Origin of the sequence: Streptomyces sp. NPDC048483 (genome assembly GCF_040651455.1) — a bacterium.
In the GTDB taxonomy this organism is placed as follows: Bacteria; Actinomycetota; Actinomycetes; order Streptomycetales; family Streptomycetaceae; genus Streptomyces.
Genome location: NZ_JBEZJZ010000034.1, coordinates 46053 through 67895, shown reverse-complemented (window position 1 = coordinate 67895; position 21843 = coordinate 46053). Strand labels below are relative to the sequence as shown.

The window sequence follows — 21843 nt, the reverse complement described above, 5'->3', positions numbered from 1 at the left end:
TCGGGTCTTGTGACAGAAGACCACCGAAAGGACCGTTGTGGCTGCGCCGGTGCAGTTTCAGGCAATTGCCGAGGGCCGCGATGCAGTTTCCGGCAACGCCCGCCGCGGGCCCGCCGGGCGCCCATAGCATGCCGAAAATGAGACTCGACGACCTGTTCCCGAATTGGGACTTCAGGGAATGCCACCGGCTGCGCGTGGCCGCGTCCTGCGAGGCGACGATGCGCGCGGTCGAAGAGGTCACCTGGAGTGAAGTGCCGGTATTCCGGATGCTGATGTTCACCCGCTCGTTCGGCAAATCGCTGCCGACCGGCGAGAAGCGGATCATCGACAGTTTCCGGACCGGCGCCTACAGCGAAATTGCCCGTACAGACGACGAGTTGGTGGTCGGCTCCATCATCCGCACCACCGAGGACAACTCCTCCACCGAGCCGTATGTGGTGGCCTCGGGAGAGGAGTTCGCCACCTTCGACAAGCCCGGCTATACGAAGATCGCCTACAACTTCCATTGGGCGGACGGCCGTTTGAACACCGAGACCCGAGTGGTCTCCACCGACCGTTCGGCCCACCGCAAGTTCACGCTCTACTGGGCGGCCATCCGGCTGCCCAGCGGTTTTATCCGGCACGAATGGCTACGGGCGATCCGCCGCAAGGCGGAAATGAACTGACTGACCGCCCCTGACACAAAGCCCTCAATCGCCGGCGGACTCGTCGAGCCGGCCGGCGATTGAGGGCTTTTGCGTCCAGGGCCGGGTCAGCGGGCCGTCGCGGCCCGGTAGGCGCGGGTGGACGTCGGGACGAGGATCACCATGAGCACCAGCAGCGAGACGACCGCCACGACCACCGGATACTGCGCGGGGAAGGCGGTCGAGACCGTACCGGGCGCGGTGTTGCCCCACAGCTCGCGCATGGCGCCGATCACCGCGCTGACCGGATTCCACTCGGCGACGATCTGCAGCCCGCTGGGCAGCACCGACGGGTTGACGAAGGCGTTGGAGAGGAACGTCAGCGGCATGCTGATCAGGAAGGTGACCGAGGTGACGGCCTCGGGGCTGCGCAGCGCCAGCCCGATCAGGGCGCCCAGCCAGGCCAGGACATAGCCCGCCAGCAGCAGGATCGCAAAGCCGCTGATGATCTTGACCGGATCGGTGGTGGTGCGCCAGCCGATGAGCAGTCCGACCAGGGCCATGATCGTGCAGGCCAGGGCGGAGAGCAGGATGTCGGCGAGGGTGCGGCCGACCAGGACCGCGGGCCGGGCGATCGGCATCGAACGGAAGCGGTCCACGATGCCGGTCTTCAGATCCGCGGCGACCCCGATGGCCGTGCTGCTCACGCCGGAGAGCATCACCTGCATGAAGATGCCGGCCATGATGAACGAGCGGTAGTTCAGGCCAGGGGTGTTGATCATGCTGCCGAAGAGATAGCCGAAGATCAGCACGGTCACGATCGGCACGACCGTGACACTGATGAGCTTCGTCGGCACCCGCTTGAGCTGCTTGAGCTGGCGTCCGGCCAGGGCCAGGCTGTCCGAGAGGAAGTAGTTCATGCCGCGCTCACCGCTCCCGCCGTCGCAGCCGCCGGGGCGGCGGCGCCGGCCCCCGTCAGTGTGAGGAACACATCGTCCAGCGACGGCCGCCGGATCGCCAGGTCGGTGACCTGGATCTGGGCGTCCTGAAGCACCTGGGCCGCCCGGGCCAGCGCCTCCAGCATCGCGCCGGCCAGCGGCACACTCAGACTGCGTCCGTCCTCACCGGCCGTCGGCTGCTGCCCGAGGGCCTGCGCCAGCAGATCCGCCGCGTACTGGGTCCCGGCCGCGTCCACCAGCGTGACCTCGAGGCGTTCGCCGCCGACGCGCTGCTTGAGCTCGTCGGAGGTGCCCTCGGCGATCACCTCGCCGCCGTTGATCACCGCGATACGGTGCGCCAGCTGCTCGGCCTCCTCCAGGTACTGGGTGGTGAGCAGCACCGTGGCGCCGTCGGCGACCTGCTCGCGGACCATGTCCCACAGCGCGAGGCGGCTGGCCGGGTCCAGTCCGGTGGTCGGCTCGTCGAGGAAGATCACCGCGGGGCGCGGGATCAGGCTCGCGGCCAGGTCCAGCCGGCGGCGCATACCGCCGGAGTACGTCATGCTCGGCCGGTCCGCGGCGTCGGCCAGCCCGAAGCGCTGCAGCAGTTCGTCGGCCTTGCGCCGGGCGCCGGACCGGCCCAGGTGGTAGAGGCGGCCGGCCAGTTCCAGGTTCTCGCGGCCGGTCAGCAGCGGGTCGACGGCCGCGTACTGGCCGGCCAGCCCGATCCGCTTGCGCACCTCGTTCGGCTGCCGGACCACATCACAGCCCGCCACCGACACCCGGCCCGCATCGGGCTCCAGCAGCGTGGACAGAATCCGCACCATGGTGGTCTTGCCCGCGCCGTTGGGGCCGAGCACACCGAGCACGGTGCCCTGCGGGGCGGCCAGGCTCACCCCGCGCAGCGCCTCGACCTCCTTGTACTTCTTGCGGATCCCCTCCGCATAAATGCCTGCGTCCATGCACCCTCCTCAAGTTTGCCGGCGCCGGGCGTGCCGGGCTGTTCGGTGGTACCCCCGCTCCCGCCGAGCGGCCCCGCCCGCCGCGGCCGGGAAGCCGGCCGGGACGGGGCCCCTTCACAAGGAGTGGCGGCGATATCAGCCGTCCATGGCGTCGGCCAGGGACTTCGGCCGCATATCGGTCCAGTTCTCGTTGATGTGGTCCAGGCAGGCCTGTCGGCCATCGCGGCCGTGCACGACCGTCCAGCCCTCGGGCACCTCGGCGAAGGCCGGCCACAGCGAGTGCTGGTTCTCCTCATTGGTCAGCACGTAGTACTCCGCGCTGTCGTCCTCAAAGGGGTTGGTGGCCACGGGAATTCCTCTCTTCGAATCTCTTGGTGCGGTCTCGCGTACGTCGTGTCGTACGTGCTCAGGTGGTGGGCGACAGGGCCCCGTCGGGCGCCGGGGCCTGGGCGGGGATGCGCTTGACGGCCTTCGGGGTGCGCAGGGCGGCGACGAAGGCCGACAGCCGGTCCACACCCCAGAACTTGTCGAAGCCGGTGATGAAGTAGGGCACGCCGAAGACGCCGTCGCGGTGCACGGCGTCCAGGGCCAGTTCGCCGCGCGCCCGTACGCCCGGATCGTCACAGGCGCCGGCCAGCAGCCGCGGGTCCATGCCCAGCTCCTTGCCGATGCCGCCGATCACTTCGGGGTCGCAGATGTCGAAGCCGTCCTCCCAGCGGGCCCGGTAGACGGCGGCGATGAACTCGCGGCCCAGACCGTGTTCCTCGGCCACCAGATAGGCCAGGTGGGAGACCTCCCAGCGGGGGCTGCGGTCCACGGGCCAGGCGTTTGCCAGCCCGCGGTCCCGGGCCAGGCGCCGGACGTCCTGGAGGATGTACAGATGCTTCTCGCGGGACATCGGCACATAGGGCAGCCGGACATCCGAGGCGTCCAGCTGCTGCCGGTAGCCCTCGTCCGGCTCCCAGAAGGGCAGCCAGTCGATCTGCTCGGCGACGTCGGGGTAGTGGGTCAGCAGGTCATGGTGGGCCAGCCACGAGTAGGGGCTTCTGAAGCTGAAGTACCAGCGGGGCCGCTTGCGGGCCATCACAGCCTCCTCACGGTGAGGTGACGACGGGTGGGTGACGACGAGTGGGTGACGGGTAATCAGATGGTGATGCCGCCGTCGATCTGCAGGACCGATCCGGTGATGTACGCGGCGGGACCGGAGACCAGATAGGCCACCAGGTCGGCGACCTCGTCGGCGCGGCCCATGCGGCGCAGCGGAATGGACTTCATCGCGTCCTTGCGGGCCTTGTCGTTCATGGCGGCCGTCATGTCCGTCTCGATGAAGCCGGGCGCCACCGCATTGACCCGGATCCCCGACCGGCCCACTTCCTTGGCCAGCGCCCGGGAGAAGCCGATGATGCCCGCCTTGGAGGCGGAGTAGTTGGTCTGGGTGGCATGGCCGTAGACGCCCGCCACGGAGGAGATGTTGACGATCGCGCCGGTGCGGCGCTTCATCATGCCGAACACCGCGGCCCGGCAGACGTGGTAGACGCCGTCGAGGTTGGTGTCCAGGACCTGGTGCCACTCCTGGTCGTCCATCAGCACCAGCGGGTTGTCGCGGGTGATGCCGGCGGCGGTGACCACGGCATCCAGCGGGCCCAGCTCCTCCTCGACGCCGCCGATCCAGGTGCGCACCGCCTCGGCGTCGGCGACGTCGACACGGGCCCCGGTGGCGCGGCCGCCGTACTGTGCGGCCTCCTTCTCCAGGGTCCGGGCTGCCTCGTCGTCCGAGCGGTAGCAGAAGGCGACGTCGAAGCCGTCGCGGGCCAGCGCCAGCACGGTCGCCCGGCCGATGCCCCGCGAGCCCCCGGTGACCAGTGCCACGCGCGTGCTGTGTTCGTCGTCTGCGGGGGTGGTGCCCCGCGGGTCGTCGGTCATGTCCATCTTCTCCGTCGGTGGTACGTCACGGTGGCGGTCGTCAGCCGGCGGGGCGCAGGACGCCGGCGGGGCGGAAGGCCATGACGATCCGGTCCACGGTCATCACGGGCTCGCCGTTCACCAGGCTGTGACCCTCGAACATCACGGTGTCCTCCAGGGAGCGGGACAGCGTGACATGGTGTTCGAGCACGTCGCCGGGCAGCACGGTGCGGTGGAAGACGACCTTGGTCATGCCGCCGAAGAGCATCACCTGTCCGTCCAGCACATCGGGGTTGGGGTCGTCCCAGGTGGCCAGCACGCCGGCGGCCTGGCACCAGGACTCGACGAGGACGGTCTGCGGACAGCCGTAGCCCTCCTCGGGGGTGTCCGGGCCGAGCCCCGCATACCAGGGCTCGTTGCAGGTCACCGCCTTGAGCGCGGTCAGGCTCCGGCCTGGCGTCACCGCGGTGACGCGGTCCACCAAGAGCATGGGGTAGCGGTGCGGCAGCCGCTGCCGGATCTCCGCCTGTGCCGCGCTCACGGCGTCGTCCCTTCTGCCCCGGCGGCCGGGGCGGTGGTGGTGCGGTAGCGCAACCGGACCCGTGCGGCGTCCCCGCGCGGGGAGCGCACCACGGCCTTGCACTGCCAGCCGTCCGGCTGCTGCTTCCACGCCAGTTCGGCGGTCAGTTCGTCGCCGGGGTAGACGGCGCCGGTGAAGCGCGTCGACTCGATCGCGGCGAGCTGCGGGCCGGTGCCGGGCCCGCCCGGCACGGTGGCCAGGGCGGAGGTGTGCACGTACTCCACCAGGCAGATGCCGGGGAAGATCGGGAAGCCGGGGTAGTGGCCGGGCAGCACGGGCTCGTCCGCCGCGACCGTGAAGGCGGTCGCGGCAGTGAGCCCGGTGCCGTCGGCTGCGTCGGGCCGTGCGGTCACGGTCACGGATCCGGCGAGCGGGGTGGCGCGCGGCACGGCCGGTGGCGTCCGCCCCGGTGCCACAGCGGTGGTCGGCGCGGTCATCAGGCCGCCCGGAGCCTCTCCGAGAGCAGGGTGTAGGCGTCCTGGAGGCAGCCGATCCGCTTGAGGTCGGTCTCCTGGAGCTTGACGCTGTATTTCTTCTCCAGCACCACCACGACCTCCAGCGCCATCAGCGAGTCGACCTCCAGGTCGTCCACGAAGCTGGCGGTGTCGGTCACGTCGGACACCTCGGCGTCCAGGGCCGCCGCCACGGTGGCGCGCAGCTCTTCCTTCTCCAGTACGGCGGGTGCACTCGTCATGGTCGTCTTCCTCATTCTGTTTCGGTGGTGCGTGGTGGGAGGGCGGTCTGTGGTGGTGGGCTAGCGCAGGCCGAGCACCGCGCAGCCGACCGAGCCCGTGCGGTCGACGGAGGTGAGCACGCCCACCCGGCCGGGGCCGGATGCGGGGTGCTCCTCGGCGTGGGCGAGCAGGGCGACGGTCTGGAAGGCGGCGGCGGCCGCGCCGGTGTCGCCGATCAGCTCGACGGGCGCCAGATCGACCGGATCCGCGTCCGCGAACACCGCCTGCACGGCAGCCCGTTCGGCCTCGCCCTCGGCGCCGGGGGCGCCGGAGCGGGCGACGGCGACGACCGCCGAGGGCGTGACACCCGCGCGGCGCAGTCCGCGGCGCAGACAGGCCGTCAGCGTGTCCTCGGTCCGGCCGTCCAGATTGACGCCACTCTCGACGGCGAGGATGTCGGCGAGGACCGGCTGTCCCTCGCCCCCGGCCGGTTCGACGAGCAGCATGGCGCAGCCCTCGCCCAGCTCGGGGGCGCGGCCGCCGTCGCCGCTGTGGCGCTCCAGCCAGGCGCGGGCCGGGCTGAACTCCTCGGCCGCGCCGCACAGCACGGTCTGCGCACGCCCGGCGGCCAGCAGGCGGCGGGCGTAGTTGAGGGCGTGCAGACCGGCCGAACGGCCGCCCGCGATGGTGGCGTTGGGGCCCTGGAGCCGGTACCAGATGGCGCTCTGGCCGGCCGCGCAGTTCATCACCGTGTTGGGGAAGCGCGCCGGGTCGACGAAGAAGGGCCTCTCGCCGGTGAGCGAGTCGCGGGTGAAGTCCATCATGGACTGGGCGCTGCCGGTGGTGGTGCCCAGCACCAGGGCGGCCCGCTCGCCGGTGCCCACGGCCCGGTTGCGCTCATCGGCCTCCAGCAGCCGGCCGACGGTGGTGACGGCCAGGCCGGTCACCCGGTCCATGGAGCGGGTGCCCTTGCGGCCGAGCACGGCGCGCACATCGAAGCCGGGCACCGTGCAGGCGGTGTCCGAGGGCACGGCGCCCAGAGCGGGGTCGACGGCACCGGCCGTGGCCGTCCGCCGGCGCAGCCCCTCGGTGAACGCGTCCTTGCCGATGCCGAAGGGCGAGACGGCGGACCAGGCGGTGATGACCGGGTGCCGGGTGCCCGTAGCGGTGGGGATCACAGGGGTCGAGGTCACAGAAAGCACACCATTCGGTAGTCGGGCCAGCGAAGCGCCAACTCGCCGTCCGCGGCGGTTTGCACGCCCGGCAGCAGCCGGTCGCGGCCGTGCGGCGCATAGGCGGCCAGGGCCGATTCCTCGGCGCTGACCCGCACCCCGGCGTCGAGGAGGACGGTCAGGTCGCGACGCGGGTCGCTGAGCGTGTCCAGGGTCCGGGTGCCGATGCGCAGGGCGGGCACCGGCTCGGTCCGTACGGCGTAGGTGACGGCCTGGCCGCGCAGCAGCAGGTCGAGCCCGCCGAGCTGACGGTGCAGCTCGACGGCGAGATAGAGCTCGTCGAAGAACTGCTTCTCCAGGGCGCCGCGGTAGGCCCGTTCGACGATCGCCAGGGTCCGCTTGCCGCCGTCGTCCTGATGGGACATCAGATCACCCCCACGGTGAGGGTCTTGCGGGCCGCGGCGACATTGGCGGCGTAGCCGGCCGGGGGCCGCAGCACGACCTGCGGGAGATGGTCGGTGGCGCCGCGGTCGTCGCTGCAGAAGCGGCAGCCGTACCAGTACAGCCGGTCCGGGTGGGCGTCGAGCAGCTCCGCCACCAGCGCCGCGGTGGAGGGGTAGTCGGTGTCCCAGGAGGCGAGGTTGCGGGGTTTGGCGTCGCCGAGCGAGCGCTGGGTGAGCAGGGTGGCGTAGCCGCAGGTCCACACCGCGACGCGCGCGCCGCGGTCGAGGAGGGCCTGGGTCATCCGGAGCACGCTGGTGACGCGGTCGGACGAGTGCGGTTCGCCCATGACCGTGAGAAGGATGTCGGTGGGCGGGATGTGCCGGGCCATCTCAGTGCCACACCGCCTGTACCTCGGGGTCCAGCAGCAGCTGTGCCAGCCCGTCCGCCTCCATCACCCGCAGTCCGGGGCGCAGCCTGGCGCCGGCCAGGCCGCGCTGGGCCAGGGAGAAGCGGTCGGCGGCCAGTTCGCCGCCCGCCTCCTGAAAGGCGTCGAGTGCGGCGTCGCTGCCCGCAAGGGTGAGCATGACGCCGTCCTCGATCAGGAACAGCAGCACGGAGTAGCCGGCGCGGGCCTGTGCCGCGGCGTCGCGCCGCAGGCCCGCTTCGGCGTCCGCGAGCCGTCCCCGGCTCTCGATCAGCAGGAGCCGCGGCCTGGCGCCGTCCGCTCCTCCCCGGTCCGGTATCACGCCTGGCGCACCTCGCCGCCCAGCGCGTCCAGCACCCGCTGGTCGAAGGTGACCAGGCTCCAGTCGCGGCGGTTCTCGATGACGGCGTAGCCGTGCACGATCTTGCCGGTCTCGACCAGGAGCAGCTTGCCGTCGCGGACGACATAGCAGTCCATGCGGGAGGTGTAGGTGAAGTCCTTGAAGACGTCCTCGACCGTGTAGACGGTGTAGAGGTCCTCCTCCATCAGCGCCTCGTCGACGATACGGATCTTCGAGTGCGGGACGACGGGGATCCACTTGTAGTCGTCGAGCAGGGTCTTGATGGAGATGCCGCGGTCGGCGACGAAGAGGTCCTTGGCCTCTTCCATCTGCCGCAGGTAGCCCGACATCTGGATGCGCTCGGTGAAGTGGCAGTAGGGGTAGCCGATCCGCCACTTCCAGCCGAAGGCGTTCTGCCCGTCGGTCAGGGCCGCCAGCACCTTGTCCCGGGCGCCCTCGGTGGCGTCGTCGGCGGCCAGCGCCGTCTCGACCGCGGCCTTGACCTCGGCCGGGATGACGTCGGGGGACTCGGCGAGATCGGCGCCCAGCCGCTCGACGGTGTACGGCGCGACCTCGGCGGGCACCTCGCCCGCGGCCTCCAGATAGGTGTCGATGCGCAGGGAGACCCGGACCTTGGAGGTGACGGCCTTGTGGGTCTCGCCGTCGCGGTCGACGAACACGGTGACCTTGAAGCCGAGGGTGGCGTCGCCGTCCTTGGTGTGCGGCTCGACCTCGGCGCGCGCCTCGTCGTCCATGTGGAACGCATGCAGGATGCGGGTGTCGAGGTCGACGATATCCAGGCCCAGGCCGTACGTCTCGTACAGGCCGCGGGCCGACAGCCCGGCCTGCCGGAAGTGCTCCAGCACGGCTTCCTCGACGAGGTAGTTGACGTGCTTGAAGCCGATCCAGGTGCAGATGTTGGAGCCCTCGTAGCGCGGGCGCAGCGTTACGGAGGTCGGGGTGGACACCAGCGCCTTGACGGCGGTTTCGGTGACAGCGGTCATCGGTGCAGCTCCAGAGTGCCGAGGGCGCCGGGACCGCGCTGGGGGTCGCCGTCCGCCGGGAGGGTCGAAGTGGTGAGGAAGTCCGTGATCTCGGAGGCGAAGCGTTCGGCCTCCTCGATCATCGGGAAGTGCCCGGTGCCGGACAGGATCCGCAGTCGCGCACCGGGCACGCGGGCCGCCAGGGCCGCGCCCTCGGGGGCGGGTGCGGCGAAGTCCCGCTCGCCGCCGAGCACCAGGCACGGCACGGTGATCCGGTCCGTGCGCAGCCGCGGGGTGCGCAGATAGGTCTCGAAGAACCGGATCCAGCCGTACGGGCCCACCCGGTCGCGGACCCGCTCGCCCATGGCGCGCTGGAGGTCCGCGGGGAAGCGGCCCCGGGAGTGGACCCGGATGCCGTCCTCCATGATCAGGTGGAAGTCATTGAGGTAGTGGGTGATGGTCGGCCAGTCGAACTCCTCGGCCGTGCCCCGGTAGAAGGGCGAGACCAGGACCAGCGCACGGATGCCGTAGCGCCGCAGCGGATCGTCGGCACCGGCCACCGCGTCGGCACCGGCCAGCAGTTCCAGGAGCACATTGGCGGACATCGAGTGCGCCACGACGACCTCGGCGCCGCCCGGCACACCGCGCAGCGCCGCGTCCATCCAGTCGGTCAGCGCGGCGTGCTGCCCCCAGTCGTCCGGCCCCTCGGCACGCCAGGGCATCTGGGCGCTCCACACCTCGTACGGTGTGGGCAGTCGCTCCAGACAGGTGTCCCACAGGCTCTCGTTGGCGGCCAGGCCGTGGATCAGCAGCATCCGCTGCGGACCGGCGCCGGCCGCCCGGGTACGGCGGCGGACGGAGACCGGCCGCCGGTCTTCGGCAGTGCGCATCACGGCGTCCCGGGGGCCAGCAGGACCAGCCCGGCCCCGGCGTCGTCGGTGTCGCCGCCGGCCGTCGCATACACCGCGCCGCGGCCGCCGCCGTCGAAGAAGCCGACGGCCGCCGCGCACTGGAGCACGCCGAGCGCACCGGAGGCCCGGCCGCTCGCCGGGGGCAGCGCGGATCGTTCCACACCAGGCAGCAGGTCCGACGCCGGCGTCGCACCGCCGGCGTCGGGCAGCTGCCAGCGGACCGGCCCCTCAGGGGCGGAGCCGGCCAGCCGGTCCAGGACGGCGCCGAGGGCGCCGGTGCGGGTGTAGCGGCCGAGGACGGCGCGTACGGTGGCGCCGCGTTCGCGGGCGGCGGCCGCGCTCTCCAGGACGACGGCCGCGCCGCCGTCCACCGCGCGCTCGCCGCCGAGCAGCCGGCGCACCACGTCGTTGTCCGGCTCCACGCCCAGGACCAGGACACGTTCGACGCGCCCGGCGGCGATCATCGTGGCGCCCCAGTGCAGGGCGTCCAGACCGGAGGTCGCGCCGTTGCACACCATCAGGTTGGGGCCGCGCAGCCCGTAGCGGATGGCGACGGACGAGGCGATGACGTTGCTGGAAGCGTTGGGCAGGTCCATCGGGCTGGTGCCGGTGACGGTCTCCGCGCGCAGGGTGTCCAGGGCCCGGGCGACCGTGTCGAGGTTGCCGTAGTTGGAGCTGGCGACGGTGCCGATGCTCTCGTCCGGTACGGCGACGCCCGCCTCGCCGTGCAGCCCGGCATCGCGCAGGGCGGCCTCGGCCAGGCAGTAACCGAGCTGGGTGGCACGGTCCTTGTAGCGCAGGCCCTTGCGGCCGATCAGCACGGCCGGCTCGACAGGCTCGCCACCGGTGGGCGCGCCCGCGGCCAGGGCGGTGACGCTGTCGATGCCCGGCAGCAGTACGGCGGCGCCGGTGACGGTGATCTGCACGGTGCTCATCGGGCGGCCTCCACGATCGCCACGGCGTTGATCCCGCCGAAGCCGAAGGCGTTCAGCTGGACGACGGTCGGCTCGGCCTGCGCCGGCGCTCCGGTGACGAAGCGGAAGTCGGCGGCCTCGTCCACCGGATCGTCCAGGCCCACGGTCGGCGGCACCCGCCCCTCCTTCAGGGCCTTGAGCCCCACGATCAGATTGAGCAGCCCGGAGGCGCCCGAGGTGTGGCCGGTCATCGACTTGACCGCGGTCATCAGCGGGCGCCCGGCGTCGTCGCCGAGCACCTCGGCCAGCGCGGTGGCCTCCGCCTCGTCGTTGAGGAGCGTGCCGGTGCCGTGCAGCATCACCAGGTCCACGTCCGCGGCCTTGATCCCAGCGAGGCGGTGGGCCTCGCGCATGGCATCGGCGATACCGGCCGGCGAGGGCGCGGTGACGTGGTACGCATCGCAGTTGACAGCCGCACCGCGCAGCCGGCCATGCACCGGCCGGCCCGCCGCGGCGGCGGCGCCCTCGCGGCACAGCACGATGGCGGCCGCCCCGTCGCCCATCAGCACGCCGGTGCGGTTGCGGTCGAAGGGCCGTACCCGGTCCGGCGGGGCGGGGTGGACCCGCTCCAGCAGCCCGTACATGCTCTCGGTGAGCACATCCACGCCCGCGATGACGACGGTGTCGACGTCCTCCTGCGCCAGCAGATCGGAGCCGAGGGCCAGCGCGTAGAGGGACGCGGAGCAGGCGTTGGAGAAGGTGTACGTCTGGTCGGCGCCGAACCGTTCGCGCAGTGCGGTGCCGAAGTGCAGTCCGGTGTCGGCGAGTGAGGCCTGCTCGCGCCACCACAGTTCGACGGAACGCAGCTCGCGCAGTCCGGTGCCGATCAGCACCGGCACCCCGGTCAGGTCCTCGCCGAGCCCGGCGTCGGCCAGTGCCTGGGCGATGGCGTCGGCGAGCAGGGCGGTGGCGCGCGCGGGCCGGTCCTCGCCCTCGGCAGGGCGGTCGTCGACCTCGTAGGCGTACTGCGCCCGGAAGCGGGTGCGGTCGAAGCCGCGCAGTGGGGCATGCCCGGTGCGGCCCCGGCACAGGCTCTCGAAGAGTTCGTCGACGCCGGTGCCGGTGCTGGCCACGGCCCCCATTCCGATGATGGAGCGGCTCAGCATGCTGCTGCCTCCTGCGCGGCGTCATAGCGGCCCAGGAGCACGGCGGCGTTGTTGCCGCCGAAGGCGAGGCCGTTGTTCTGGACGACCTTCAGGTCGGCCTCGACGGCCTGGTTGGGCACGCAGTCCACATCGCACTCGGGGTCGGTGGTTTGGTGGTTGATGGTGGGCGGGATGAAGCCGCCCGAGATGGCCAGGGCGCAGCCGATGGCCGCCAGGGCGCTGGCCGCGCCCATGCTGTGGCCGAGCATCGACTTCATCGACACGGTGCGCGGGGCCCGGTCACCGAACACCTGGCGGATCGCGCCGGCCTCGGTGATGTCGTTGGCCTTGGTGCCGGTGCCGTGCGCGGAGATCAGATCGACCTGGTCGCGTTTGACCCCGGCGTTCTCCAGGGCCAGTTCCATACAGCGGGCGACGCTGGCCTGGTTGGGCGCCACCTGGTGGTGGGCGTCGCAGTTGAGGCCGTAGCCCAGCACTTCGGCGTAGATCCGGGCGCCGCGAGCGAGCGCGGACTCCAGCCGCTCGAGGACGAGGACGCCGGCGCCCTCGCCGGTGAGGATGCCCTTGCGCTCGGCGTCGAAGGGCCGGCAGCGGTCGGGGGCGATGGTGCCCAGCCGGTAGAAGCCGGCGAACGTCTTGCGGCACATGGCGTCCGCGCCGCCGCAGAAGGCGAATTCGGCCTCACCGGAGCTGACCGCGTCATAGCCGTAGCCGATGGCGTAGTTCCCGGCCGCGCAGGCGGTGGGGACGGTGACCGCCTCCACGTCCGTCAGGCCCAGCTCCTGGGCGATGGCGACCGACAGCCGCCCGGCGGGGATACGCCGGGCGACGGTCGGCTCGAAGTGGCCCGGCCCGTGGGCGAGTTCGGCCTGCACCAGCTGGTCCAGGTCGTAGGACTCGCCGTCGGTGGTGCCGATGGAGATCAGACCGCGGCTTTCGCGCAGCTCGTCGAGGCCGAGACCGGAGTCCTCCAGCGCCATACGAGCCGCGGCGGTCGAGAACAGCGAGGCCCGGCCCAGCTGTTCGGTGTCCAGGGTGCGGATCCACTGCCGCGGGTCGAAGTCGGTGACCTCGCACCCGTTGGCGTGGGCGAACCCTTCCGTGTCGAACACCGAGATGGGCCGAGCCCCGCTGCGTCCTTCGCGCAGACTCCGGTCGAACTGCTGCGCCCCCAGGCCAATACTGGAGACCACACCGAGTCCGGTGAGGACCACGCGGTGGCCTCCCGGCTCCCCCGTGTCTGCGCCGTGTACTGCTGCCGACATGTCTGCCTCTCACTCCACCGTGACGGACCGGGCCAAGCCGTCCGGGCGGACGGCGGCCGGGTTACCAGCCGGCCGACTCCGCGACGACCTCGTAGACGCCGGCGAGGTTGACCATGCGCGGCAGCTCGGACTGGTTGATCACCGTGCCGAACTCCTTCTCCAGCGCGGCGAGTATCTCGATGGCGCGCAGCGAGTCGGCGCCGTGCTTCTCCTTGAAGAGGCTGGTCTCAGAGACCTCCTCCTCCTCGATCTCCAGAATGTCGCAGACGATTTCTTTGATCGTCTCGATGCGCTCGTCGCGCTGCACCACAGTCACTCTTTACACCCTTCGGGATTTCCGTCGGCGGAATTTCCTCGCGTTCGCAAGGGCACGCTGAGAAGTTCTTTCCTCTGTCCAGAGCAGAGAACTGCGTGCGTCCTTTTCTAGCGATAGGGCAAGCGGCCGGACAAGGTGGGCTGCAACAAGCTGCTAAACCGCAATTCCGGGAACCGCTCAACACCACCGCGCCTGGATTTCGGCGACCACGGCCGGCTGCTGCTCGACGAGATAGAAATGCCCGCCAGGCAGCACTTTCAGCGCGAATCCCGCCGGGGCCACCTCGCCCCAGGCGGCCACATCGTCGTGCTCCAGGGCCGTGTCCCGGTCACCGGTGAAGGCCACCACGGGACAGCGCACCGGTGTCGCCGGCCGTGGTCCGTACGTACCGACGATCCGGAAGTCCGCCCGGATGGCCGGCAGCAGCAGCTCGGCCAGATCGGGATCCTCGAGCAGGGCCGCGTCGGTGCCACCCAGCCGCCGCACCTCCTCGATCAGCGCCCGGTCCCCGCCGAGATACGCGGACTTGGGCGCGACGCGGTGCGGCGCGGGTCTTGCCGAGACGGCCAGCCCGGCCGGCCGCACCTGATGCAGATTCTCCAGCCGCAGGACCGTCTCATACGCCAGCGAGGCCCCCATGCTGTGCCCGAACAACACCAGTGGCAGCTGCGCCGCCAGCGGGAGCAGCGCCCCGGTGAGCCGGTCGGCGAGCTCGCCCATGGACGGGACGCAGGGCTCGGCGATCCGCTCCTGACGGCCCGGGTAGCGGGCCACCAGGACCTCGGTTTTGGGGTCGAAGGCGGTCCCCCACGCGTGGTAGAAGGCCGCGTTGCCGCCCGCGTGCGGCAGGACGACCAGGCGTCTTCGGGGCACACCGGTGGCGGGGTAGCGGCGGAACCACAGGGTGTCGGCGCTCTGGACGGTCATGCACCGGCACCCTGGCCCACGGCGGTGGGTGCGACCGTCGCGACCTCGGCACCGGGCAGGATGCGGCGGACCATCCCCGCCAGGGTGGTGCCGGGCCCGACCTCCAGGAAGCGGCGGCAGCCGAACCGCTCGCCGAGGGTGCGTACGGACTCCTCCCAGCGGACGGCCGAGGTCAGCTGACGGGTCGCCAGCTCCGGCCAGTCGGCGCCGGTGTCGTGTGGTGCGGCGTCGACGTTGGCGACCACCGGCAGATGGCCGGGCGCGAACGCCACGTCCTCCAGCGCCTTGGCCAGCTGCGCCGCGGCGGGTTGCATGAACGGGCTGTGGAAGGCGCCGCCCACCGGCACCCGGATCAGCTTGGCGCCGATGCCCGGGGCGTGCTCGGCGGCGCGGTCGATGGCCTCGGGCGCACCGGAGAGCACCACCTGGCCGGGCGCATTGACGTTGGCCACCCACAGCTCGCCCTCGCCGCTCCCGGCGGCCGCCGTTTCGGTCAGCTCCCGTACGGCCGCCTCGACCTGCGGCAGTGCGGCCCCGACCAGGACGCCCATGGTGCCCTCGCGCAGCTGTGCCGCTTCGCGCATCGCCCGCCCGCGGGCGGCGACCAGCACGGCGGCGTCGCGCACGGTCAGCGCCGCGGCCGCGACCAGCGCCGCGTACTCGCCGAGGCTGTGCCCGGCGCACGCCACGACGCCGGTCAGCTCACCGCGCCGTTCGGCCTCCCGATGGGCCATCATCGCCACCGCAAAGACCGCGATCTGGGCCAGATCGGTGCGGCGCAACGCCTCGTTGTCGGCGTGCAGCAGCAGATCGGCCACGTCCTCCCCGGTCCATTCGGACAGGTCGTCGACCAGCGACCAGGACTCGACAGCACGCCAGGGCTCACCCATGGCCTGACGTTGTGTTCCCTGGCCGGGAAAGAGCAGGCCGAGCGGTTCGAGACTCATGGATTCACCTTCCGCATGAGGATGCGCTGTTTCGACGACCTGCGTTCGCGGGTCGTCCGGTTGGGGTTCGAGTCGTGCAGGACGGTGGCCAGGGGCGCAGGGGCGCAGGGGCGCACCGCGAAGGGACACAGGGCGCACGGGGCGCGGATGCCGTCAGGGAACGCTTCGGGCAGACGGCGGCGCGCCGCGCGGTGCCCGCGCGCCCGACAGGCCCAGCTCCGCCGCCCGCACCCCGGCCTGGAAACGTGAGCTCGCGCCGAGCAGCGTCATGATCTCGGCGACGTAACGCCGGTACGTCCGTACGGACACGGCCAGATCGCGCGCCGCCACCTCGTCGGTCACCCCTGCCCGCAGCTTCTCCAGGACCTGTCTGGTGATCTCCGTCCGAGCCCGGTCGCCGAAGCTGATCCGCTCGGCGGCCACCACGGCGTGGTGCCACACATCGTCGAAGAAGGTCTGCAGCGTACGGATCACGGCGGGCGCCCGGATCACCGAGGCGCGCCGGCCGGCGGCGGATTCAGCGCAGGCCAGTGCGGTGGTGCCGTCGACGACGACCGCCGACAGCATCGGGATCCTGGCGATCCGCACCTGGACCAGGTCATCCTGCGTCTGCTTGTCGCGCGCCTGGCTGCCCTGCGCCTGGTCGTACGGATCGCCCTGGCCGCTGTCCCCCGCGTCACGGTGGTCCTGGCTGTGGTCCCGTGCTGCCCAGTTCTTGGGGGTGCGGTCCTTCAGGGTCCGCCGGTCGCGGTCCCGACCCTGGTCGCCCGCGTGCGACGGCCAGGGCAGCACGCCGGAGTCGAGTGCGGCCTGGTTGCAGAGCACCCGGACGCGGATCCCTCGGCCGGTGTCCGCCGGCAGGGTGGCGATGGCGGTCTGGAGGGGCGTCGTCGCCTCCGGGGCGATGGCGAACACGACATCGACGCTCGTCGTGGCCTGGGCGATCAGCTCTCCGACCGCGGTCGAGATCGCCGCGTCGTCCGCGGGCACCTGGCTGACCAGGCAACGACGGGAAGACCGGTCGCGGTGTTTGAGCACGGTGCTCTCGATCAACGTGCGGGCCTGGAGCAGCGCCTGTTCGAGGTCGTCGCTCAGCTCCTCCAGTTCGCTCAGATCGCCCCGTTCACCGGTGGCAGCCGGTCCCTCCGCAGCGGGGCCGCTGCTGACGCCGCCCCCGGCAGGGAAGCCTTGCCCCGGGCGTTCGTCGATTCCCCCGGATACCTCGCCGTTTCCCGGTGCTGAGCCACCGGCGGACGGCCCGTCGTCGAATACACCGTCATCGGCCGGGCCCGTCCGTTGTCTCGGCAGTAATCGGTCCTTCAACCTAATCCCCCGTTATGTTCTTTGCGGACCTGGAAGAGGGCCGCTGGTCTACGGCCCGGCATGACTGTTTCTGTCGAAGGGATGGCCTGGGGGCGTGACAGGGCCCGAGAGGTGCCGTCGGAGACGCCGGTGAAAGGCCCGACCATCGCCTCTGCCGAGCGCAACGCCCGGCCCCCCGTGGACACCTCAGCGTTTTCGCTCAAACCGCCGGCCACAGGCGCCCACGGCTGCCACGTCAGCGCGTCGGCAACAGCCCCAGCTCGACCACTCGTACGCCCGCCTGGTACCGCGAACTCGCGCCGAGCAGCTGCATGATCTCCGCAACGCGGCGGCGGTAGGTGCGCAGGGAGACCTTGCTCTCACGCGCGGCCACCAGATCCGTACACCCCTCGCACAACTGCCGCAGCACATGCTGGGCGAGGTCCGTGCGCAGGCGTTCGTGCAGCCGCAGATACTCGACCAGCCGCACCGCGTTGCCCCACGCACCGGCGAAAAGCAGGTCGATGGCGCGGACCGCGGCGGGGTCCTTGACGATCGCGACCTGTTGACAGGACGGTGAAACCACGGGGCGCACCAGGGAGATCCGGCCGTCCACGATGAAGGTGGGATGCAACTCGCCCTTTGCCACCCTCACTTCGCACCCCGATCCAGGCCGCCCGAGGTCGGCGATCGCGCTCGCGCTCAGCAGGCCCTCGTGGACCAGAAGCCGTACGGCCACGCCCAGCTGCGCGGCCGACGTCAGGGCAGCCAGCAGGGCCTCGATGACCTCCCCGTGCTGCTCGGCGTCGCCGGAGAGGGCGATGCTGACACTGTGCCGGGCGCAGCGCACCAGACGTTCGACGGCGGTCACCGCCGACTCGTGGCTGCCCATCACGATCAGCAATCCGTTGCCCGGCCGACTGCGGTGGATGGAGATGGTGGACTCGATGACACGGCGGGCCTGCATCAGCGCCAGCTCCACCTCGTCGCGCCCCGGCCCGGCCTCCCCGTACACGTTCACCGGCCCCGATACGAGCTCTGCCCCGTCCGCCCCCGGCGCGCCACACGCCGGTTCTGCGGCGGCGACTGGTATGCGCTCGGCCTCCGTCAGCAGGTCAGCCATGATTCCCCCCGGATAATCCATCAGCCTGCCGTAGCCACACATGGGTGGCCGGCACAGAAAATGGCCACCCAAGAGCTCTTCTAGCGCTCCGGTGCACCCACCGAAAGCGAAATCCCCCGAGTTTGCACACCGACCGTTAAGAATTCATCCAACGGCGGAGTTCGCAAAGTCATCCGTCGCCAACAAGTACCGGCACATCCGGACTACTCGGACATCGACAGTAGTTCGCTGGCCCGAAGCCGTCAACGTACACACCGGAATCCGACTTTCCGGAACTGCAGGTGATTTCGATTAATGGTGCGGCGCGCGTCACACAAATACCACAGCTTGTCAGCTTGCTGCAGGGGCAGGCGCTGTGCGCCAATCTCGCGTACCCTTTTCGGACCGTCGCGCCACGCACCGCGAAACCGATGCGGCAGTAGGTGATCAGCACGCGGACCCGCTGGCCGCTTGCTGCCACCCCCTCCGTGCAGCGCCTCCGGACCGGCTACCCTCCAGGGTCGCCAGGGCTCCGAACATGCCGATCCCCCGGCTCCCGAGCCGATTGCTCGCGATCCGGAGTCTGTGGGCTCATCGGCCGGGAGAGCAGGGCCGATGGGGAGGATGGGGGGGCGGACACGCGGCTGCGGCCGTCGGCCGGCGCCGCCCAGGGGCGTCGGCGACGCTGAGACCCACCTCTATGACGGGAGTTACCTTCCACCTCATGGTCAGGCCACCTCGTTTCGACAGAGACCGGCTCCTCGACGCCGCCGTGCGGCTGGCCGCCTCAACTGGCCCCACCGGGGTGACGATGTCCGCGGTCGCAGGCGACGTCGGCGCCCCCAGCGGCTCGGTATACCACCGCTTCTCGGGGCGCACCGCGCTTCTGGCCGAGGTGTGGCTGCGCACGGTGGAGCGCTTTCAGGAGGGCTGCTCAGAGGTGCTGGAAGCACCCACCGACCCGTTGCGAGCGGTCTGCGCGGCAGCGCGCCACGTCGTTGCTTGGAGCCGCGCCCACCCCCAGGAAGCTTCACTCCTGCTGTATCGCGCCGAGGACTTCGGGCAGGCCAACTGGTCCGAGGAACACATCCGCCGCGCGCACCGCGGCAACAAGCGGGTACGTGCCACCCTCAGCGTTCTGGCCGCAGGGCTCGGCGCCGACGGCCCGCGGGCCGCCGAACGCGTCGAACTGGCCGTGATCGTCTTACCTCTCTCGGTCGTCCGACTCCATGTGTGGGCCGGCCACCCCGTCCCCGCACATGCCGAAGACCTCGCCGAGGAGTGCGCCGCCGCATTGCTCGGCGTGCCATCACCATCAACACCGGCGACCGGGTGAACACAGCGGCTCCTTTACGAGCAGGCCCCGTGTGCAAGGTCCACCGCCGGCTCGGTGGGCTCGAACTCAACGTCACCGAACGGCTCGCCGCTGCGGGCAAGGCCACGCGCTCGGCGCCCGGACGGCGAGCGAGATCCTGCAGCAGGCCGTCGACGAGCTCCACCACCCACCCTTCGCCGAGAGCCCGGCACCGAACCACATCTCCGCCACCGCCTCGTCCGTATCGACCGTATCGACCGTATCGACCGTGCAGAGCAAGCACGGCAAGTCGGCCGCTTCGGCCCTGAAGGTCACCCACAAGACCGTCGGCCAGGGCACGATCACCTACACCCTGGGCTCCGGCGACAAGGTCAAGGTCTCCTACGACGACGGGGGCGAACCCAGTGCCCACCTGACCGGCCACGGTGCCGAGGGCGACCTCGCCCGGCACGGCGAGAACACCAGGGCACAGGGCAACGGAGAACACCACGGACCAGGGAGAACTCCCCTCACGCCCTTGCGCTGTAGCCCCTTCCTATTCCTCGGGACCCGTGCCCTTCCCGTCTTCCGCCACCTTCATGGCGGCCTTCAGGAATGCGGCGACCGTCTTCGACGTGGACGCCTCCAGCCAGGCCACCGAGACGGTGCTCGCGCTGAGCCCGTCGACCGGCCTGGCCACCACGTCACCGGGCGCACGGTCGGCCACGATGGACTGCGGCAGCAGCGCGACCGCCTGGCCGAACGCCACGACCGTGAACAGCTGGTGCAGATCGCTGATGACGGGCGAGGTCCTGGCCCGGCCCGGGGCCGGCGCCCCGGCCGGCCCCGGCAGAGGGTGTTCCGGGTCCCACTCGTAGGCCTCCGCGTCCTTGCCCGACCAGTAGGCGCGGGCGAAGTCGTCGGCCCCCTCCCATTCGGGGAAGACCTCCGCCGCGAGGTCCGCGCGGGTCAGCCGGTCTTTGTCCGCCAGCGGGTGTCCCTCCGCGAGCACGGCGAGCCGCGGCTCGGCCAGCAGCGGCTCCAGGTGGAGACCGGAACGCCTGGTCGGGGTGCGGACGATCGCCACGTCGGCCCGGCCGTCGCGCACCATCTGTTCCGGGGCGCCCCAGCCGGTCACCCGCACCTCTGCCGGCACGACGGAGTCGGCGTGGTAGAGGTCCAGAATCCGCTTGAGCAGGCCCCCGTCCGCGTCGGGGGTGAGCGCGACCAGCAGCTTCTGCTCGCGTACGGCGGCCCGGCGGGTGAGGCGGTCGGCGGCAGCCGCGGCGTCCAGGACGAGGGACCCCTGTTCCAGCAACACCCTGCCGGAGTCGGTCAGTTCGGCACTGTGGGTGTTCCGGATCAGCAGCTCGACCCCCAGCTTCCGCTCCAGTTGCCGGATGGCACGGGACAACGGGGGCTGCGCCATCCCCAGACGCTGGGCGGCGCGGCTGAAGTTGAGTTCCTCGGCCACGGCCACGAAATAGCGCAGCTCCCTCAAGTCGAAGGAATCCATGGCCGGATGGTAAGTGACTCCCGCCGTGCCCCACGGCAACAAGCAGGGAACGGTGGTGCGTAACCGTGAACGTGCCGACGCCCCCCGGCCGGACCCACGGGTTCACTGTCGGCACGTTGGCGGTCATCGGGTCACGGTTCTCCGCTGCCGGGTCACCACGGCACGACGGACACGGCCCCGGGCTCTCCCTCGGCGGCTTCCAGGAACTGCCCCGTCGGGCCGTCCGCGGGCAGCGTCGCCAGGTGCACCAGGACGCGCGCCCCGTCCTCGACGCTCTGGAAGCCACGGTGCCCGTTGAGGTCGGTGGCGATGAACCCGGGATAGGCCGCGTTCACCAGGATCCCGCTCTCCTTGAGCGCGTTGGCGTACATGAGGGTGAGGGAGTTGAGCGCCGCCTTCGAGGAGTTGTACGCCAGCAGCCGCATCGTCGACACGTGGTGCGACGGGTCGGCGGTCAGGGTGAGCGACGACAGCTCGGTGGAGACGTTGACGATACGGGGCGATGCGGACCTGCGGATCAGCGGCAGCAGCGCATGGGTCGTCGCGACCACGCCGAACACATTGACCTCGTAGGTCTCGCGCAGCCGGCGCACATCGACCTGCTCCGGCGGAGTCATGCCCTCCACCCAGATGCCGGCATTGTTGATCAGGACGTCGAGGTGTCCGAACTCGCTCTCGATCCACTTGGCCGCCCGCACGATGCTCTGCTCGTCCGTCACATCGAGCTGGACGAACCGGGCGTCGGCGCCCTCGCCCTGCAACTCCTCGACGGCGACCCGGCCCCGGCCGGCGTCCCGCGAGCCGACGAGCACGGTCAGGCCGCGCTCGCCCAGCTGACGCGCCGTCTCCAGCCCGATCCCCTTGTTGGCTCCCGTTATCAGGACGATTCCCGCGGTACCGCTGCTCATTGGTGAACCTTTCTCATTCTGCGCTGGTGAAGGTCACTGATTCATGGGCCCGACGGCGTCCCGCGCGCCCTCTCAGCCAACAGCAGAGGGCGCGCGGCGGGAAGGACGGACTCGATCCCGTGCCATACCCGTGCGATATAACGCCGGTCCGGTGGACCGCCGTGGCTCAGCCCTGACCGGCCGGCCAGCCAGCCAGCCAGCCAGCCAGCCGCGGCATGATCTGCTCAGTCCCG

Annotated in this window: 26 protein-coding genes; 2 read left to right on the top strand and 24 right to left on the bottom strand. The window is 71.1% G+C overall.

Annotation, left to right across the window (positions count from 1 at the left end; all coding sequences use genetic code 11):
* Positions 1-137: 137 nt before the first annotated feature.
* Positions 138-665 (top strand): hypothetical protein, encoded by a 528-nt coding sequence (locus tag AB0D04_RS19525; RefSeq protein ID WP_362704621.1) that lies wholly within the window; start codon positions 138-140, stop codon positions 663-665.
* Between the two features lie 86 nt (positions 666-751).
* Here the strand turns inward: AB0D04_RS19525 and AB0D04_RS19520 are convergent, their stop codons facing one another.
* The 22 genes from AB0D04_RS19520 to AB0D04_RS19415 all read right to left on the bottom strand — a co-directional run bounded on the left by AB0D04_RS19520 (position 752) and on the right by AB0D04_RS19415 (position 17913).
* Positions 752-1543 carry an ABC transporter permease gene (locus AB0D04_RS19520; RefSeq protein WP_362704618.1) on the bottom strand — a complete coding sequence of 264 codons (792 nt, stop codon included), beginning with the start codon at positions 1541-1543 and terminating at the stop codon, positions 752-754.
* Positions 1540-2523 carry an ATP-binding cassette domain-containing protein gene (locus AB0D04_RS19515; RefSeq protein WP_362704616.1) on the bottom strand — a complete coding sequence of 328 codons (984 nt, stop codon included), beginning with the start codon at positions 2521-2523 and terminating at the stop codon, positions 1540-1542. Before AB0D04_RS19515 ends, AB0D04_RS19520 begins: the two co-directional genes overlap by 4 nt.
* 135 nt (positions 2524-2658) lie before the next feature.
* Positions 2659-2871 carry an MbtH family protein gene (locus AB0D04_RS19510; protein WP_362704614.1) on the bottom strand — a complete coding sequence of 71 codons (213 nt, stop codon included), beginning with the start codon at positions 2869-2871 and terminating at the stop codon, positions 2659-2661.
* Between the two features lie 58 nt (positions 2872-2929).
* Positions 2930-3607 carry a DsbA family protein gene (locus tag AB0D04_RS19505; protein WP_362704612.1) on the bottom strand — a complete coding sequence of 226 codons (678 nt, stop codon included), beginning with the start codon at positions 3605-3607 and terminating at the stop codon, positions 2930-2932.
* 59 nt (positions 3608-3666) lie between these two features.
* Positions 3667-4452 (bottom strand): 3-oxoacyl-[acyl-carrier-protein] reductase, encoded by a 786-nt coding sequence (fabG, locus tag AB0D04_RS19500; RefSeq protein WP_362704611.1) that lies wholly within the window; start codon positions 4450-4452, stop codon positions 3667-3669.
* A gap of 34 nt (positions 4453-4486) precedes the next feature.
* Positions 4487-4966, bottom strand: a complete 480-nt coding sequence (locus AB0D04_RS19495; protein WP_362704609.1) for a beta-hydroxyacyl-ACP dehydratase — start codon at positions 4964-4966, stop codon at positions 4487-4489.
* Positions 4963-5442 (bottom strand): hypothetical protein, encoded by a 480-nt coding sequence (locus AB0D04_RS19490; RefSeq protein WP_362704607.1) that lies wholly within the window; start codon positions 5440-5442, stop codon positions 4963-4965. The genes AB0D04_RS19495 and AB0D04_RS19490 overlap by 4 nt, the downstream gene beginning before the upstream one ends.
* A complete protein-coding gene (locus tag AB0D04_RS19485; RefSeq protein WP_362704604.1) occupies positions 5442-5699 on the bottom strand; it encodes an acyl carrier protein in 258 nt (85 codons plus the stop codon). The genes AB0D04_RS19490 and AB0D04_RS19485 overlap by 1 nt, the downstream gene beginning before the upstream one ends.
* Before the next feature lie 60 nt (positions 5700-5759).
* Positions 5760-6872 (bottom strand): beta-ketoacyl synthase N-terminal-like domain-containing protein, encoded by a 1113-nt coding sequence (locus AB0D04_RS19480; protein ID WP_362704602.1) that lies wholly within the window; start codon positions 6870-6872, stop codon positions 5760-5762.
* The gene (locus tag AB0D04_RS19475) at positions 6869-7276 is read right to left on the bottom strand and encodes a hypothetical protein (RefSeq protein WP_362704599.1); all 408 of its coding nucleotides are present in this window, start codon (positions 7274-7276) and stop codon (positions 6869-6871) included. The genes AB0D04_RS19480 and AB0D04_RS19475 overlap by 4 nt, the downstream gene beginning before the upstream one ends.
* Positions 7276-7683, bottom strand: coding sequence for a hypothetical protein (locus AB0D04_RS19470; protein WP_362704596.1), 408 nt, complete (start codon positions 7681-7683; stop codon positions 7276-7278). Before AB0D04_RS19470 ends, AB0D04_RS19475 begins: the two co-directional genes overlap by 1 nt.
* Position 7684: 1 nt before the next feature.
* Complete coding sequence (locus AB0D04_RS19465; protein WP_362704594.1) at positions 7685-8041, bottom strand: hypothetical protein; 357 nt, start codon at positions 8039-8041, stop codon at positions 7685-7687.
* Positions 8038-9063 carry a hypothetical protein gene (locus AB0D04_RS19460; RefSeq protein ID WP_362704591.1) on the bottom strand — a complete coding sequence of 342 codons (1026 nt, stop codon included), beginning with the start codon at positions 9061-9063 and terminating at the stop codon, positions 8038-8040. The genes AB0D04_RS19465 and AB0D04_RS19460 overlap by 4 nt, the downstream gene beginning before the upstream one ends.
* Positions 9060-9932 (bottom strand): alpha/beta hydrolase, encoded by an 873-nt coding sequence (locus tag AB0D04_RS19455; RefSeq protein WP_362704588.1) that lies wholly within the window; start codon positions 9930-9932, stop codon positions 9060-9062. The genes AB0D04_RS19460 and AB0D04_RS19455 overlap by 4 nt, the downstream gene beginning before the upstream one ends.
* Positions 9932-10888, bottom strand: coding sequence for a beta-ketoacyl synthase N-terminal-like domain-containing protein (locus tag AB0D04_RS19450; RefSeq protein WP_362704585.1), 957 nt, complete (start codon positions 10886-10888; stop codon positions 9932-9934). The genes AB0D04_RS19455 and AB0D04_RS19450 overlap by 1 nt, the downstream gene beginning before the upstream one ends.
* Positions 10885-12033 carry a beta-ketoacyl synthase N-terminal-like domain-containing protein gene (locus AB0D04_RS19445; RefSeq protein ID WP_362704582.1) on the bottom strand — a complete coding sequence of 383 codons (1149 nt, stop codon included), beginning with the start codon at positions 12031-12033 and terminating at the stop codon, positions 10885-10887. The genes AB0D04_RS19450 and AB0D04_RS19445 overlap by 4 nt, the downstream gene beginning before the upstream one ends.
* The gene (locus tag AB0D04_RS19440; protein WP_362704580.1) at positions 12027-13298 is read right to left on the bottom strand and encodes a beta-ketoacyl-[acyl-carrier-protein] synthase family protein; all 1272 of its coding nucleotides are present in this window, start codon (positions 13296-13298) and stop codon (positions 12027-12029) included. The genes AB0D04_RS19445 and AB0D04_RS19440 overlap by 7 nt, the downstream gene beginning before the upstream one ends.
* Before the next feature lie 61 nt (positions 13299-13359).
* The gene (locus AB0D04_RS19435) at positions 13360-13614 is read right to left on the bottom strand and encodes an acyl carrier protein (protein ID WP_362704577.1); all 255 of its coding nucleotides are present in this window, start codon (positions 13612-13614) and stop codon (positions 13360-13362) included.
* A gap of 177 nt (positions 13615-13791) precedes the next feature.
* Entirely contained in the window at positions 13792-14541 is a 750-nt protein-coding gene (locus AB0D04_RS19430) for an alpha/beta fold hydrolase (RefSeq protein ID WP_362704574.1), read from the bottom strand.
* Complete coding sequence (locus AB0D04_RS19425) at positions 14538-15488, bottom strand: ACP S-malonyltransferase (protein WP_362704571.1); 951 nt, start codon at positions 15486-15488, stop codon at positions 14538-14540. The genes AB0D04_RS19430 and AB0D04_RS19425 overlap by 4 nt, the downstream gene beginning before the upstream one ends.
* Before the next feature lie 153 nt (positions 15489-15641).
* Positions 15642-16811 carry a DNA-binding response regulator gene (locus tag AB0D04_RS19420; protein WP_362704568.1) on the bottom strand — a complete coding sequence of 390 codons (1170 nt, stop codon included), beginning with the start codon at positions 16809-16811 and terminating at the stop codon, positions 15642-15644.
* A gap of 235 nt (positions 16812-17046) precedes the next feature.
* Positions 17047-17913: a LuxR family transcriptional regulator gene (locus AB0D04_RS19415; RefSeq protein ID WP_362704566.1), complete on the bottom strand. Its 867-nt coding sequence runs from the start codon at positions 17911-17913 to the stop codon at positions 17047-17049.
* A gap of 703 nt (positions 17914-18616) precedes the next feature.
* Between AB0D04_RS19415 and AB0D04_RS19410 the strand changes: the two genes are divergently transcribed.
* Entirely contained in the window at positions 18617-19228 is a 612-nt protein-coding gene (locus AB0D04_RS19410) for a TetR/AcrR family transcriptional regulator (protein ID WP_362704565.1), read from the top strand.
* Between the two features lie 514 nt (positions 19229-19742).
* Here the strand turns inward: AB0D04_RS19410 and AB0D04_RS19405 are convergent.
* Entirely contained in the window at positions 19743-20702 is a 960-nt protein-coding gene (locus AB0D04_RS19405; protein ID WP_362704562.1) for a LysR family transcriptional regulator, read from the bottom strand.
* 152 nt (positions 20703-20854) lie between these two features.
* Positions 20855-21610 carry an SDR family oxidoreductase gene (locus tag AB0D04_RS19400; protein WP_362704559.1) on the bottom strand — a complete coding sequence of 252 codons (756 nt, stop codon included), beginning with the start codon at positions 21608-21610 and terminating at the stop codon, positions 20855-20857.
* Between the last annotated feature and the right edge of the window lie 233 nt (positions 21611-21843).

Bases quoted from the DNA above. Each gene is read 5' to 3' on its own strand.
- AB0D04_RS19525 (WP_362704621.1), top strand. From the start codon at position 138: ATGAGACTCGACGACCTGTTCCCGAATTGGGACTTCAGGGAATGCCAC.
- AB0D04_RS19520 (WP_362704618.1), bottom strand. From the start codon at position 1,543: ATGAACTACTTCCTCTCGGACAGCCTGGCCCTGGCCGGACGCCAGCTC.
- AB0D04_RS19515 (WP_362704616.1), bottom strand. From the start codon at position 2,523: ATGGACGCAGGCATTTATGCGGAGGGGATCCGCAAGAAGTACAAGGAG.
- AB0D04_RS19505 (WP_362704612.1), bottom strand. From the start codon at position 3,607: ATGGCCCGCAAGCGGCCCCGCTGGTACTTCAGCTTCAGAAGCCCCTAC.
- fabG (WP_362704611.1), bottom strand. From the start codon at position 4,452: ATGGACATGACCGACGACCCGCGGGGCACCACCCCCGCAGACGACGAA.
- AB0D04_RS19490 (WP_362704607.1), bottom strand. From the start codon at position 5,442: ATGACCGCGCCGACCACCGCTGTGGCACCGGGGCGGACGCCACCGGCC.
- AB0D04_RS19485 (WP_362704604.1), bottom strand. From the start codon at position 5,699: ATGACGAGTGCACCCGCCGTACTGGAGAAGGAAGAGCTGCGCGCCACC.
- AB0D04_RS19475 (WP_362704599.1), bottom strand. From the start codon at position 7,276: ATGTCCCATCAGGACGACGGCGGCAAGCGGACCCTGGCGATCGTCGAA.
- AB0D04_RS19470 (WP_362704596.1), bottom strand. From the start codon at position 7,683: ATGGCCCGGCACATCCCGCCCACCGACATCCTTCTCACGGTCATGGGC.
- AB0D04_RS19460 (WP_362704591.1), bottom strand. From the start codon at position 9,063: ATGACCGCTGTCACCGAAACCGCCGTCAAGGCGCTGGTGTCCACCCCG.
- AB0D04_RS19455 (WP_362704588.1), bottom strand. From the start codon at position 9,932: ATGCGCACTGCCGAAGACCGGCGGCCGGTCTCCGTCCGCCGCCGTACC.
- AB0D04_RS19450 (WP_362704585.1), bottom strand. From the start codon at position 10,888: ATGAGCACCGTGCAGATCACCGTCACCGGCGCCGCCGTACTGCTGCCG.
- AB0D04_RS19445 (WP_362704582.1), bottom strand. From the start codon at position 12,033: ATGCTGAGCCGCTCCATCATCGGAATGGGGGCCGTGGCCAGCACCGGC.
- AB0D04_RS19440 (WP_362704580.1), bottom strand. From the start codon at position 13,298: ATGTCGGCAGCAGTACACGGCGCAGACACGGGGGAGCCGGGAGGCCAC.
- AB0D04_RS19430 (WP_362704574.1), bottom strand. From the start codon at position 14,541: ATGACCGTCCAGAGCGCCGACACCCTGTGGTTCCGCCGCTACCCCGCC.
- AB0D04_RS19425 (WP_362704571.1), bottom strand. From the start codon at position 15,488: ATGAGTCTCGAACCGCTCGGCCTGCTCTTTCCCGGCCAGGGAACACAA.
- AB0D04_RS19415 (WP_362704566.1), bottom strand. From the start codon at position 17,913: ATGGCTGACCTGCTGACGGAGGCCGAGCGCATACCAGTCGCCGCCGCA.
- AB0D04_RS19410 (WP_362704565.1), top strand. From the start codon at position 18,617: ATGGTCAGGCCACCTCGTTTCGACAGAGACCGGCTCCTCGACGCCGCC.
- AB0D04_RS19405 (WP_362704562.1), bottom strand. From the start codon at position 20,702: ATGGATTCCTTCGACTTGAGGGAGCTGCGCTATTTCGTGGCCGTGGCC.
- AB0D04_RS19400 (WP_362704559.1), bottom strand. From the start codon at position 21,610: ATGAGCAGCGGTACCGCGGGAATCGTCCTGATAACGGGAGCCAACAAG.